Annotated in this window: 12 protein-coding genes; 3 read left to right on the forward strand and 9 right to left on the reverse strand. The window is 64.4% G+C overall.

Annotation, left to right across the window (positions count from 1 at the left end; translation table 11 throughout):
- Positions 1-232 precede the first annotated feature (232 nt).
- Positions 233-1,105, forward strand: a complete 873-nt coding sequence (locus NATTI_RS27035) for a BGTF surface domain-containing protein (protein ID WP_169554999.1) — start codon at positions 233-235, stop codon at positions 1,103-1,105.
- 260 nt (positions 1,106-1,365) lie between these two features.
- Here NATTI_RS27035 and NATTI_RS27505 read toward each other — a convergent pair whose 3' ends face one another.
- Positions 1,366-1,527 carry a DUF3368 domain-containing protein gene (locus tag NATTI_RS27505; RefSeq protein ID WP_152423949.1) on the reverse strand — a complete coding sequence of 54 codons (162 nt, stop codon included), beginning with the start codon at positions 1,525-1,527 and terminating at the stop codon, positions 1,366-1,368.
- Positions 1,528-1,552: 25 nt separating this feature from the next.
- Complete coding sequence (locus NATTI_RS0116370) at positions 1,553-1,804, reverse strand: hypothetical protein (RefSeq protein ID WP_027119189.1); 252 nt, start codon at positions 1,802-1,804, stop codon at positions 1,553-1,555.
- A gap of 312 nt (positions 1,805-2,116) precedes the next feature.
- Between NATTI_RS0116370 and NATTI_RS0116375 the strand changes: the two genes are divergently transcribed.
- Both NATTI_RS0116375 and NATTI_RS0116380 read left to right on the forward strand, forming a co-directional pair.
- On the forward strand, positions 2,117-2,542 hold the full coding sequence (locus NATTI_RS0116375; protein ID WP_006090665.1) for a hypothetical protein: 426 nt from the start codon (positions 2,117-2,119) through the stop codon (positions 2,540-2,542).
- A gap of 375 nt (positions 2,543-2,917) precedes the next feature.
- Positions 2,918-4,426 carry a sugar transferase gene (locus tag NATTI_RS0116380; RefSeq protein WP_019991954.1) on the forward strand — a complete coding sequence of 503 codons (1,509 nt, stop codon included), beginning with the start codon at positions 2,918-2,920 and terminating at the stop codon, positions 4,424-4,426.
- 204 nt (positions 4,427-4,630) lie between these two features.
- On the opposite strand, the gene NATTI_RS0116385 is transcribed toward NATTI_RS0116380, so the two are convergent.
- The 7 genes from NATTI_RS0116385 to NATTI_RS0116415 form a co-directional block, all read right to left on the reverse strand.
- On the reverse strand, positions 4,631-5,176 hold the full coding sequence (locus tag NATTI_RS0116385; RefSeq protein ID WP_006090667.1) for a hypothetical protein: 546 nt from the start codon (positions 5,174-5,176) through the stop codon (positions 4,631-4,633).
- Positions 5,177-5,178: 2 nt separating this feature from the next.
- Positions 5,179-6,300: a DUF4330 family protein gene (locus NATTI_RS0116390; RefSeq protein WP_006090668.1), complete on the reverse strand. Its 1,122-nt coding sequence runs from the start codon at positions 6,298-6,300 to the stop codon at positions 5,179-5,181.
- A gap of 114 nt (positions 6,301-6,414) precedes the next feature.
- Positions 6,415-6,900, reverse strand: a complete 486-nt coding sequence (locus NATTI_RS0116395) for a metal-dependent hydrolase (protein ID WP_006090670.1) — start codon at positions 6,898-6,900, stop codon at positions 6,415-6,417.
- Positions 6,893-7,408: a single stranded DNA-binding domain-containing protein gene (locus tag NATTI_RS0116400; RefSeq protein WP_006090672.1), complete on the reverse strand. Its 516-nt coding sequence runs from the start codon at positions 7,406-7,408 to the stop codon at positions 6,893-6,895. The genes NATTI_RS0116395 and NATTI_RS0116400 overlap by 8 nt, the downstream gene beginning before the upstream one ends.
- Before the next feature lie 57 nt (positions 7,409-7,465).
- The gene (locus NATTI_RS0116405) at positions 7,466-9,919 is read right to left on the reverse strand and encodes a hypothetical protein (protein ID WP_006090673.1); all 2,454 of its coding nucleotides are present in this window, start codon (positions 9,917-9,919) and stop codon (positions 7,466-7,468) included.
- A 100-nt stretch (positions 9,920-10,019) separates the two neighbouring features.
- On the reverse strand, positions 10,020-11,813 hold the full coding sequence (glmS, locus tag NATTI_RS0116410) for a glutamine--fructose-6-phosphate transaminase (isomerizing) (RefSeq protein ID WP_006090675.1): 1,794 nt from the start codon (positions 11,811-11,813) through the stop codon (positions 10,020-10,022).
- Positions 11,813-13,015: a sugar phosphate nucleotidyltransferase gene (locus tag NATTI_RS0116415; RefSeq protein WP_006090676.1), complete on the reverse strand. Its 1,203-nt coding sequence runs from the start codon at positions 13,013-13,015 to the stop codon at positions 11,813-11,815. The genes glmS and NATTI_RS0116415 overlap by 1 nt, the downstream gene beginning before the upstream one ends.
- Positions 13,016-13,238: the final 223 nt, after the last annotated feature.

The raw sequence follows: 13,238 nt of genomic DNA on the forward strand, positions 1-13,238 counted from the left end.
CGCAGTTGAGAACCTCGACACTGATGAGTTCGTTGTTGAAATCGTTCAGGACGAATCGACAGTGCTTGGTGAAGACGACGTCACCTGGAACAGCAGCAACACCAGCCTGGATTTCGTCGAACTCCTTGACGATGACCTTGATGAGTACGACGGTGACCTGATCTTCGAAATCGACCTCGATGAACTCGACGGCTTCGAGTACGAAGATTCCGAACACGAAGTCACCTTCACGGTGACTGACGACAACTACTACGTCGCTGACGATGACGAGTACGAGGCTGAACTCGACATCGACTTCGACGAGCGTACTCTCGAATGGAACGATATCGACTCGCTCCCAGCAGAGTCTGACGCAACCGCATACGGTGAGACAAACGTCGCACCGGGTACGGAACTCGAAGCTGACGCAGACTCGCCAAGTGACGAGGGTGGCTTCGTCGACTACACCGACGCTGTTGTCGGTGACGACTACACCTTCGCAGCTGAGTTCGACCTCGAAGGCGAACAGGTTGGTTCGCTCTTCACCATTACCGCTGAAGACTCGACTGTCGACAGCGGAATCGCAGCAGACGATGCTGTCCTCGAGGACCTGACGCTCACCGGCGCTGACGATGCTGACGCCCTCGAGCTCGGCGCTGACTACGACGCAGAGATCACCACCGAAGAGTCGACCGACATCGACGCTGTCGTTACGAACAACGACGCCGACGAAGTCACGGTTGACCTCGAGCTCGAGCTCGACGGTGAGGTCTACGACGAAGAAGTCACTGTTGACGGAGAGGACTCCGAGACTGTGACGCTCACCACCGCCGACGGTGCAGACCTCGGCGAGGGTGAATTCGACTTCACCATCACCGCAGAGAGCGACTCTGACGACGCCTCCTACGACGGTACGCTGAACGTCGAAGAGGCTGCTACGGACGATGATGATGACGACGACGGCGTTGAGGACGACTCCACTGAGGACGACTCCACTGACGCCACTGACGACGATGATGACGACGACGATGACGACGACGATGACGGAACGCCCGGCTTCGGTGTCGCTGTCGCTGTCGTCGCTCTGCTCGCAGCCGCCATGCTGGCCCTGCGACGCCAGAACTAAATCGTAACTAACCACCGGACTTCGTCCGGCTCCGACGCACTTTCATTTCTTTCGACCGCTACACCACACAGCGACAGCCGTCGCAGTCGTTACTGTCGTTTCTGTTCTCCTCGAGGCCACGTTTACACCCGGACAGCGACCGCGTTCTGTTCTGCCTCCGTTCGTGACTACTGGTCGAACCGGATCCGTTCGAAACCAGTCCACCGTCTCCACTCGACAGTGGAGATCCAATGGGAGCGTACGTCTCGAGTCCAGCCCAGTTACCAGTCCGTCTCGTTCGCTTCGATCCGTCGAAGGGCGTGTTCCACGAGCGGATCCGACAGGTAGAGCGATGTCGACCGTTTCAACCCCCTAATGAGTTCCCTTGCCTGCGAGGCATCGATCGAACCGGACGAATACGCCCGCAAAATGATCCCTATCAATTATCGATCACGACGCGACTCCCGCTCACGCATCGAGGCCCCACTCGACGTCCGCTTCGACGTACTGCGCTGCAGTATCCACTTTCCGGACCGTCTCGCGCCCGAGTTCGTCGATAGCCGCCTCTCGCGAGAGCTCTCCCTCGAGATACTGCGTAATCACGATATCTCGCCAGAGCTCCTCAAGTCCCTTCTCGACGGCCCGCTGAATGATTTGGGACTCGTCGACGCCGCGATGGCGAGCAATTTTCCGCACGCGAGTAGAGACATCCGTGGACATGGGCGACTGTAAGCCGTACAACGCTATAAATTGACCCCCGATCGATCTCGAGACGCTGTAGCCGACCACTGAAAATCACTGCACAATCGCCGTACAATCGGTGTGTACACCGTTTCAGTTGTCACTCTAGCACTCGATTGTCGTGAGGCGACACGCACCGCTTACTGTCCGAACTCAACACTGTTCAATAAGCCTAAATAACTGCCGCGAGAACGCGTATCCGGAAGCCACCTCCCAGAGGGCGCGCGTCGAAACGCCCCGGGTGCTAGGACCACCCGAGACTGGCTTCCAAGCCGTGCGGCTTCGAAAGCCATGTCCGAATTCTCACCACCGAGGCTTAAACGTCTCGCAAGCCGACAGTATCGACCCCGAGCACCGCCAACGACCGTCCGTCGACGAGGACCGACCGCGAGCGCGGGTCTCGAGTCGCCACCACCGATCGTCCCCACCACGGCCGATCGACGACTGGCGGTCGACGAACGCGACTCGAGCGAGAACGCGGATTCCGGAGGCATCGACGACACTTCGGGCGACGATCCGAACGACGCTTCCGGCGACGGTCCGGACGACGCTCTTGATCCCGATCCGGCCGACTCGAGCGACACCGACACGCACTCGTTCCCGCCGTGTCCCACCTGCGGGAGGCCCGTCATCGCCGTGACGGTCACCGGACCGACCGAGCACCGAGCGTCACCGTGTGGCTGTTGGGTGCACGCGGACTCGCTCGAGCGGGAATAGGTCCCACTCGAGACCGTCCCGGTTCGGTGCGTCGGAAACCGCGTCCGTTTGGGGCCCTGACAGCAGTTCGATTCCGAGAGCGGCCCGCCTCGGCGTTCGACCGCGCTCACGGGCCGACCGACATAATTCTACGAAACCGTCAACTGATAAAACATATCTGGTTCTTGGTGTACAGGACGTTCGTCCCGAATAATTACCATCACGGATTCTCACGAGTCCGTCTTATAGGCTCCTTACCTCCCGTGGTGAGTGAGATAGCAGATTCGATACAGTCAGTCTCCACCCCGAAAACCGATCCGTGTATCGCCAATTCATCCTCGGTCTGACACCGTTTTCAACAACGTTATGACACTGCCGACTCGTTCATCGTAACGAATGCTTACTGGGTGGCGATATCGAATCGTGAGCGTCCTCGGCGTGGTCGGGTTGACCATCGCCGCCGTGTTCGCCACCAACCACCCGTTCGCCCAGCACGTCTTCACGACGTACGTCCCCCTGTTCGATCGCCTCGAGGTGACCGTCCTGACTGGGAGCTCGTTCTACTGGGCCGTCGCCCTCACCGTCCTCGCCGTCACGGCGTGTCTCCTACCGCTTTATCGCCCCCGCCCGCGTCGCCTCCTGGATACCGTCACGATGGCCCAGAAACGGGTGCTGGTCGCCGGACTCGGGCTCGCGGCCCTGGGCTACTTCAAGTGGTCCCACAGGCTGCCTCGCGCAACCCTGGTCATGATCGTCGGGCTTCTCGCGATACTGCTCCCGGCGTGGTTCGTCTGGATCCGCCGACGACCGGCCGCGTCGGACGGCCGCACGCTGTTCGTCGGCGACGATCTGGCCCAGATCGAGCGTATTGCACCGGCCGTCAACGCCCCCGTGCTGGGCTATCTCTGCCCGTCGAGCGTCGGCTACCACGGGTTCGACGAGGACGATATCGACGGCCACGGCCCCCAAGCGACGACCGGCAACGTCAGAGCCGACGGTGGCGTCGCCGTGGAGCGCCGTCAGACGGGTGGCCCCGAACCGAGACCCTCCCCCGACTCGACACTCGACGAGCCGCGAGCACTCGCCGGACTGACCCGACTCGGTGGGCTCTCGCGACTCGAGGACGTGCTCGTCGAGCGCGACATCGATACCGTCGTGCTCGCGTTTCGAGAGGCCGATCGGGCGGAATTTTTCGGCGCGCTCGACGCCTGTCACGAACACGGTGTCAACGCCAAGGTTCACCGAGAGTACGCTGACAGCGTGCTCGTCTCCCCGGGGGATGTTGGCGAACTGGTCGACGTGGATCTCGAGCCCTGGGATCCGCTTGACCACCTGTTCAAGCGCGTGTTCGACGTCCTGTTCGCGACGGTCGGGCTGCTCGTTTTCGCGCCGGTTATGCTGTTGATCGCCGCTGCGATCAAATACGACAGCCCCGGGCCGGTTTTCTACAGCCAGGATCGGACGGCCGGGCTGGGCGAGACCTTCTCGGTCTACAAGTTCCGTTCGATGGTCCCCGAAGGTGAGGACGCGACGCCCACCGACGACGAGACCAACGATCGAATCACGCGCGTCGGCCGCGTCCTGCGGAAGACGCATCTGGACGAACTCCCCCAGCTGTGGTCGATCTTCGTCGGCGACATGAGCGTCGTCGGCCCGCGCGCTGTCTGGACGGAAGAAGAGGAACTGCTCGAGCGAGACGCACCGGCCTGGCGCAAGCGCTGGTTCGTGAAACCGGGGCTGACCGGGCTGGCCCAGATCAACGACGCGAACAGCACCGATCCGAACGCGAAGCTGCGGTACGACCTCGAGTACATCCGCCGACAGTCGTTCTGGGTCGACGTAAAGATCGTCGTCCGACAGGTCTGGAACGTGCTCGCGGACGTCTGGAAGATGGTTCGAGGGTAGGCCCGAATCGTATCGAAACTCGAGTTCGCTGACTCTACTGATGAGGCGCCGACTCGAAACCGGCCACCGGTTTTTTGGACCGCGTCCCCTCGAATATCGACAGCCGTCTCGAGTCGCGTACGGCGACGTCAGCTGTTCGAGAACGGGGCGCGGTTCGAGAAGAGATATCCGCGGTGGTCTGGAAGTCCGTCCGCGATGGCGAACCTATCGCTTTTCGGGCGGCTCGGGCGGTTCGAACGCGGCAGCGAGCACCGTCCAACCCCGCGTCTCGGTGATCTCCTCGAGCGTCCGCTCCGAACGCAGTCCCGAAATCGAAATCAGTACGAGGACCGCGTGCGCGACGATCGATACCGTCCCTGGTCGACCGAGCGCAAGGGAGACGACCAGCGAACCGAGTACCGCCGCGGTCATCGCCAGCCCGACGACCCGCAACGGCCGAACCCGAAACGCCGCGTCGACTCGAGCGGCGACGGCGGCCGTTTTCGACGATTCCGCGGCGTCCGAAACCCCCTCGAGACAGCGGTCGAGAAGTCGGATGAACGGCCCGACCGTGTACGTCTCGCGGAGGTCGATGACGATCACGTCCGGCTCGGGTTCGGTCGTGAACCAGCGATACAGCCGCGAGTGACGAACGAAGCGCGCGAGCGTTCGGACACCGCCAGTGAGCCGCGACTGCGAGACTCCCCGCCGAAGTCGCTCTTCGAGGGTTTCGAGCGTCGATTTCGGGGAGTCGGCGTTCGAATCGAGCATGATCAGTCGTCGACGATCCAGACCCGTTCCTCGACGGACGTTACGCCGAAGTCGAGGTAGACGGTGTCGCCGTTGTTGAGAGCGTCTCCTTTGAATCGGGGGCCTAGTTCAGTGTCTCGAGTCTGCAATTCGACGGTGAGCGTCACGTCGTCTCGCGTCGGATGCTCGTGCTCGTGGAGTTGGCCGTCCTCGCTTTCGACGACGACCGACGCGGGTTCGCGCTCGACGTCTTCGATCGTGGCCCACGTCTCGCCGCCGGCGGTCTCGGTCAGTCCGGGCTCGAACAGACTCGCCTCGCGGTCGCTCAGTTTCTCGAGGTCGATTTCGACGGTCGTCGTCGCTGGCTCTCCGGTCTCTTCGATGGTCTCCGTTTCGAGCACGTCCAACATGAGATCGTAGTCGGCGGTCGAGAGCGGGATCACTGACCCGGATTCGACCGGCGCGTCTCCATACCGAAGATCCGCCCCTCGCTCGAGGGTCGTCAGCGTTGCGCCGACGAACACTCGGTGTTGCTCGTCACTGACGGGGTAGACGGAGACCGTTTCGACCGTCGCGACGGTGTCGTCACCGAACGTGACCTCGTCGCCGACCCGAACGTCTGCGGCGGCGGACGGCGAGAGCGTCGTCTCGAGTAGCACGTCGGTCTCGGTGCGCGGGAGGTCCGTTCCCTCGTCTTCGACGGCGTCGATACCGCCGGTGGCGGCGTACTCGCCCGTGTCGATCGAGACGTTCTGTCCGGGGGCGAACTCTTGATCGCCGAAGGCGTAGGTTCCGTTCTCGAACTGCGTTCCCTCGATCTCCGTTCGGACGGTCACGTGTGCCTCACTGCTCGAAACCGGCGTCGCGTACACGTCGGTAACGGTGAGCGTGTGGGGATAGTCGTCGTGAGCCATTTCGTCTCCGACCGAGATATCGTCGGCCGTCGACGACAACTGTGTCCCGAGATCGATAGTCGCGTAGCGAGTCTCGATGTGAGGTTCGTCGGTCTCGGTCTCTTCGCTTGCCCCGAGCGTCCCGACGGCCGCGACGCCGGCGACGAGGACTGCGAGGACGAGGCAGACGGCGAGCGCATCGACGACGTTGACGGCCCCGAAGAGGTTCCCGTCTTCGTCGATTAGCTCCATGGCGCACCCGAATCGTTCATATCACTGTTGAGTTCATCGCATCCACATAGGCATTTTGACCTGGCGATAGGGATGAGGGGTTTCCCTTTCGGTCCAACGACCGTGCGTCGCGGCTCACTCGTTTCGAGTGCGGTCTCTCCACCAGACGAGAAGTGTCCCGGTACCGACAACTGCGAGGACGGCCGGATCCGACGAGACGTACAGGTTCGGGGTTGGATGGCGGGCCCAGGTGACCGGATACAGCCACGCGCCGGCGGCACCGTCGGCGTACGCCTTGAGCGCGTCCACGAGCAGATGCGAGAGCGCGCCCGCGAGCAACACGCCGAATGCCCGCCGGTGCTGGTCGACGACGACCATCGCGCCGACACCCGAGAGGAGCACGACGCCACCGAGCGTGTGGATCGCGTCGACGCTGAACGGGACGCCGAAGACGCTCTCGAGCGTCGCATCCGCGACGAAGAGACCGATGCGGTTGAGATCCGGCAGGAGTGCGCCGATCATCGCGATGGCGACCCAGCGCGTTGTCAGCCACTCGAGTCGCCAACTCGCTACGGTAGCGAGAGCGTAGGCGACGAGGACGTGCGAGAGGAGTTCAGCCATCGTCGGGAGCCTCCACAATATCGGTAGCATCCTGCCCCCGCGGTTCGACGGCGAGCGTTCGCGGGTTCACGGTCCAGTGGCGGCCGAAGTAGCCGATCGCGAGCAGGACGCCAACGACGGAGGTTCCGAGCTTGTAGTCGAACGCGCTCTCGTCGCGGTCGACGACGACCGTTTCGTCGGCCGTCATCGTTCGATCGGAGTCGAGGATACCGTAGACCTGGACGGTGCCGCCGGGGGCCACCGAGTCGTCGACGCCGTAGATCTCGAGTTCGGCCGCGACCTCGTCGGCGGAGTCCGTGACGTGGATCACGGTCGTCTCGCCATCGACCGACTCGACGCTCCCGAACAGGAGGACGCGTTCGCCCGCGTAGGCGTCGTACTCGTCCTGTAACTGGTCGCCCGTCGGATGCGGCCAGTTGTCGTCGTAGGCCCCACCGTAGTGCACGCAGAGTCCGAAAAGTGCCGCGAGCAAGAGCGTGGAGACGGCGATTCTGGCGGCGAGACGCATTCGTCTCTGTGCTGGACCGTCGTCGTCTTGATGGTGTCGGTCGAATACGATCTCGCCTTAGCTCGAGTCCCCGTCGCCGTCCGCGCCGACCTCGAGGACCGCACCCTCCAGTACGTCCGACTCGGCCACGTCGACGCTGTCGTCGCCGACCGCGTACGTCCCGTCGTAGGGAACCGTCGCCTCGAGTTGACCGTCGTCTCCGACGGTCACGTCGCGCTCGTAGGTGAACGACTCGTCGTCGACCGACACCGAGGTACTGACGGACACCGTCTCGCCCGGTTCGGCGTCCGTTTCGATCGTCGCACCCGGAACGACGGCGAACGCCGCCGCAGACCGATCGTCGGCCGCGTAGAGCAACTGGTAGTGGGCGAGCGCCTCGCCGCCGTCGCCGCCGGCTCCGAGGTCCTCGAGCAGTTTCGCGTGTGCGCTCTCGGCCGGCAGCTCGCCCTCCCGTTCGGTTACGACGACGTAGCCGACCCTGTCCTCGAACTGGCTGTAGTTGCCGTCCGGATCGTTGCCGAACCGGAAGTCGTCGAAGTTCGACATCGCGTAGCCGTATCTCTCCGACTCCCCGCTCACGTGGTAGTTGTACATCCGGTTGTCGCCCCACTCGCTCAGCACGAAGCTGTCGGGGTACTCCCGGTCAGCGTCGGCGGCGTGCTCGTCGATCGTCAGTGCGGCTTCGAACTCCGAATCGCCGTGAGCGACCTGCCCGGAGAGTCCGGGAACGTAGAGCAGGCTGAACCCGCAGACGAGAAGACCGATGCCGAGGACGTATCCCAGCTTCCGTGCGTCGGGCAGCGTGATCGAGGGCTCGTCGCTGCCGCCGTCCGCGGCCACCGCGTTCGGTCGTTCAGTTTCTCGCCGGAACGGGAACGGTCGCCGCGCCAGGTCGATCGTCGAGAGCGCGTAGACGAAACCGACGCCGCCCAGAACTGACAGCGGAACCGCGAACTGTGCGGCGAACCGAACCTGAATCGCGGCGAGTAGCATGAGAGTCGACGTGTATACCGCAAGCAGCAACCACGCCGGTTCGTACTGGCGAGAGACGTGCCAGACGGCCCAGATCAACACCGCGACCCCGAGATAGAAGCCGACCCCGAGCTGGATCAGCGGTCCGAAAATCACCGCGTACTCGGGAGTAAACAACGACGACGTCTCCGTGATGCCTTCCCGGAGGAGCAGATCATCAGCACGAGACCGCGCCTCGGCCCAGTCGTCCGGTCGAAGCCGGCGCAGCGCGTAGAGTCCCGCGCCGACGACGGCCGCCTCGAGCGCGAGGAGTCCGCCGACGTGAAGCTCGAACTGTCGCCACAGGTCGCCGAGTGCGAGTACGACGACGCTACCCCCGAGCACCATCGCGGGCGTGTACGCGACGAACCCGGAGTGCCAGCCCCAGTTGGTGTAGAGCCAGACCGAGATCGCCGTCCCGATTCCGATCCCGACCAGCACTGGGAGGTTCGCCAGCGTTGGCGAAAGTCCCTCGCGGGCGTCGACGACGGCTCGGAGGCCGACGTACGCGGCCAACGGTACAAACAGCAGTGAGGAACCGCCCCACAGGTGGGCCGACACACCCAGCGCAACACCCAGAACCACCGCAGTGAGCCACGTTCCGGGCGACGAGAGGTGGTCACGAACCGCGTCCCGACCGGCGTTCGTCTCACGACGACGGGTCAGATCGACCGCGAGCCACGCCAGCGCCAGGAGCGTCACCCCGAGCCAGAGGTACTGGTGTAACCGGTGTTCGAGAAATCCTACCTGCGTGTACACGGCGTGTACGGGCGTGACCGCGAGCAACACCACGGAGGCAATCCCGACTCTGACGTCCCTCGTCACCACGACCGCCAGCGCGTAGATAACGACGGCGAGCGCGACGGAGGCGACGACGGGCAGCCAGGCCGCGACCGCATCGGCGGCCCACTGATCCCCGCCTAACAACGTCGCGAACCACCAGTTCAGCCCGTGGGTTAGCGGCCGCCGAGCGGCGGCCCCGGCCGGCAGTTCCGCGAGGACGCCGATGTCCGTCGGACTCGTCGATTCGGCCAGCAGTTCGTTCGTCCAGTACCGGTAATAGTACGGGTCGTTGCCCGGCGAGACGACGTGGTCGCCGCGGAACACCGACTGGAACTGCGTGAGCCGCATCGCGACGACCAGCAAGAGCGCGCCAACTAATCCGGCGAGTGCCCGTCGGTCGCCCCAGACGCCGAGGTCGATCGCCGAGCGGAGATCGAACGAGTCTTCGTCGGAGTCCGACTCCACCGCCTCGCCCGACAGCACGGCCCGGACAACGGCCGCGTCGGCGACCCGGTACTCGCCGTCAGCCTTCTCAACGATCCCGCGAGAGACGAGTTCGCCGAACGTTCCGGAATCAAGCGAGAGGTCGTCGAAGGTCCAGGTTTCGGCTCCGGCGTCGACCTCGAGTGCGGTCTCGAGCGCCCGTTCCGCCTCGTCGTGATCCGCGAGAAACGAGGCGGTCGCATCGGCGAGCGCGCTCGAGTCGGCGTCGGTCATTGGCCATCACGTGAGTGTACGGACTCATCACGTTTTCGCTCCGAGCCGGCGGTGGCGATCCCGTTTCGCCGCGTTCGAGCGGCGAATTCAGGCCGGGCCATCACTCCACCGTCACGCTCTTCGCCAGATGTCGCGGTTTGTCGATCGACCGACCCAGCCGGTGGGCGATCCAGTAGGAAAGCAGTTGCAACTGGACGTTCGCGGTGATCGCTGCGCCGATTTCGTTCGACGCCGGTACCTCGAGGACGTGATCCGCGTAGCGTTCGACATCGGTTTGCCCGTCGGTCACCGCCACGACGGGCGCGTCGCGGGCCTCGACCTCCTTGACGTTACTGACCGTCTTGTGTGCCCGTTCGTCGTCTCCGGTGACGAGCGCAAACACCGGCGTTTCCTCAGTTACGAGCGCCAGCGGCCCGTGTTTCAACTCGCCGGCGGCGAACCCCTCGGCGTGGCGGTAGCTGATCTCCTTGAGTTTGAGCGCGCCCTCGAGCGCGACGGGATACTGGTAGCCCCGACCGATGAAAAAGAAGGCGTCCGACTCGGCGTACTCCGCGGCGATCTCGGTCGCCTGCGACGTATCGAGAACGGTCTGAACCTGGTCGGGAACGTCGCGCAACGCGCGAATCACGTCGTGGTTCGACCCGTCGCTCAGCCGACACGCGAGCAGCGTCAATGCGACCTGCTGGCTCGCAAAGGTCTTCGTCGCGGCGACGCCGATTTCGGGACCCGCGCGAATGTACAAGGCGTGGTCGCACTCCCGTGCCGCCGAACTGCCGACGGTGTTCGTCACGGCGACCGTCTCCGCGCCTGCGCGGTTTGCCTCGCGCAACGCGCGCATCGTATCCGCGGTCTCGCCGCTCTGGGTGACGCCGACGACGAGCGTCGACGAGTCGACCGGGATCCGGTCGGTCGAGTACTCGCTGGCGAGAAACGACTGAGCCGGGACGCCACGGTCGCGTAACAGCGTGGCCCCGAACAGCGCGGCGTGATAGGACGTTCCGCAGGCGACGAACTGTACCGGCGACGACGACTCGAGCTCGTCGAGTTCCTCGAGCGTCACCGTCCCGGTCAGTTCGTCCACGCGGCCGCGAAGACACTGTCGCAGCGCCGTCGGCTGTTCGTGGATCTCCTTGCGCATGTAGTGGTCGTAGCCGCTCTTGCCGGCGTCTTCGGCGTCCCATTCGATTGTCTCGACGGACGTTTCGACGACGTTTCCGTTCGAGTCCGTGACGACGACCGCTTCGGGCGAGAGTCGCGCGAACTCCCCGTCCTCCAGATAGACGACGCGGTCGGTGTAGTCGATGAAGGCCGGCGCGTCGCTCGCGAGGTAGTAGCCGTCGTCGCCGATCCCGAGCACGAGCGGCGACGCCTGTCGGGCGGCGTGGATCGTCTCCGAACCGGCGAAGACGGCCGCGACGGCGTAGCTCCCCTCGATCCGATCGATGGCAGTCCGAAACGCCGTTTCGGGGCTCGCACCCGCCGAGAGGGCCTGACTGATCAGGTGCGGGACGACTTCGGTGTCCGTCTCGCTCTCGAACGTGACGCCGTCGGCCGTCAGCTCGTCGCGCAGTGATTGGTAGTTCTCGATGATTCCGTTGTGAACGACGGCCACTCGTCCTTCGCCGTCCGTATGGGGATGCGCGTTGACGTTCGAGGGCGGCCCGTGCGTGCTCCAGCGCGTGTGCCCGATGCCAATCGAGCGTCCGCGCAGTTCCGCGGTCGGCAGCGCCGACTCGAGCGCGGCGAGTTCGCCCTCCCGCTTGTGAACCGCGAGCGTTCCGTTCGCCAGCGCTACACCTGCAGAATCGTAGCCGCGGTACTCGAGGCTGGAGAGCCCGTTCAGCAGGACGTCGATAGCGTCGCTCGAGCCGACGTACCCGACGATGCCGCACATCAGGACCGAACCTCCGTTTCAGAGTTGATCGTCCCGCTGACGGTGGTTCCGGACCCGATGACGGCACTCGAGCCGACGATCGTCCCCGGCGCGTACGTCACGCCGCCCTCGTCGCGGACGCGGTCGGCGATGAGCGCGCCAAGATCCTCGTTTCGGTGGATCCGATCACCGACGTGGACGTCACCCGGGCCGCCGACGACGGTGGATCCGGCACCAACCCGGACGCCGCGGCCGGTCACGCAGTCGACGAGGGTGGCGTTCGGACCGATCCGCGTATCGGCGTCGACGACGCTGTGCTCGCAGACGACGTTCGAGCCGACGGTAACGTTCTCACCGAGACAGACGTTGGGACCGATCACCGCGCCGGGCCCGACGACGCAATCGTCGGCGATGACGACGGGACCACGGATCGTCGCACTCTCGTGAATTCGGGCGGATGCCGCGGTCGTGCTCTCGACGCCGTCATCGCTCTCGAGGAGGACATCGGCGACCTCGAGTAAGTCCCACGGATAGGTCGCGTCGATCCAAATACCCTCCGAGCGCACCCCTCGAATCGGCTCGTCTCCGTCGATCAGCGCGGTGAGTCCGTCCACGAGCGAGTGCTCGCCGCCCCGCGAGTTCGCCGATCGGACGGTGTCGAACGCACGCTTCTCGAGGGCGTAAACGCCCGCGTTGAGCAGGTAGCTTCGTCCGTCGGTCGGATTCTCCACGATTTCGGCGACGCGACGGGACGACATCGACGGCTCGTCGGGCTCGAGGAGGACGCCGCCGTATTCGGTGACGTCGCGGTGCTGGATCGTACCGATGGTCGCCGCGGCGTCGTCCGTCTCGTCGTGTGCGTCGATGACGTCCTCGACGATCCGCTGGTCGACGAGCTGGTCGCCGTTCACCACGAGCGACGGACCCGTCACCGTCGATTCGGCAGCCGCCAGCGCGTGACCGCTCCCGAGCTGTTTCTCCTGAGTCACGTACGTCACGGGGACGTCGCGGTACGTCGGGCCGAAGTGCGACTGGACGCGATTCCGTCCGTAGCCGACGACCACCGTTAGCTCCGTGATTCCGGCAGCGATCAGCGCGTCGAAGACGTGGGCCAGAATCGGGTCGGTGGCGGCGGGAAGCATGGGCTTCGGTCGGTGCTCTGTCAGCGGCCGGAGCCGCTTTCCTTCCCCCGCGGCGAGGACGATAGCGGATCGAACGGTCATGTTGCCTCCTCGTCACACGGTCGGTGTAGGTCTTCCGGTCTTTCGGCCGGCAAACGGCCGTAAACGCTATTTGTCGGGCTTGAAACGGCGTCTCGAGCGACCGGCCGCGAGATCAGAATCGGGTAGTCAGGAAACGTCGAGAGCGGCGGATCGGTACGGTCGATCGCTCATTCGCGCGGTCGATCGCTCACCTGCGCTATCAGTACGGCTCTCGAGGAGCCGT

The organism is Natronorubrum tibetense GA33, from assembly GCF_000383975.1.
Taxonomy (GTDB): domain Archaea; phylum Halobacteriota; class Halobacteria; order Halobacteriales; family Natrialbaceae; genus Natronorubrum; species Natronorubrum tibetense.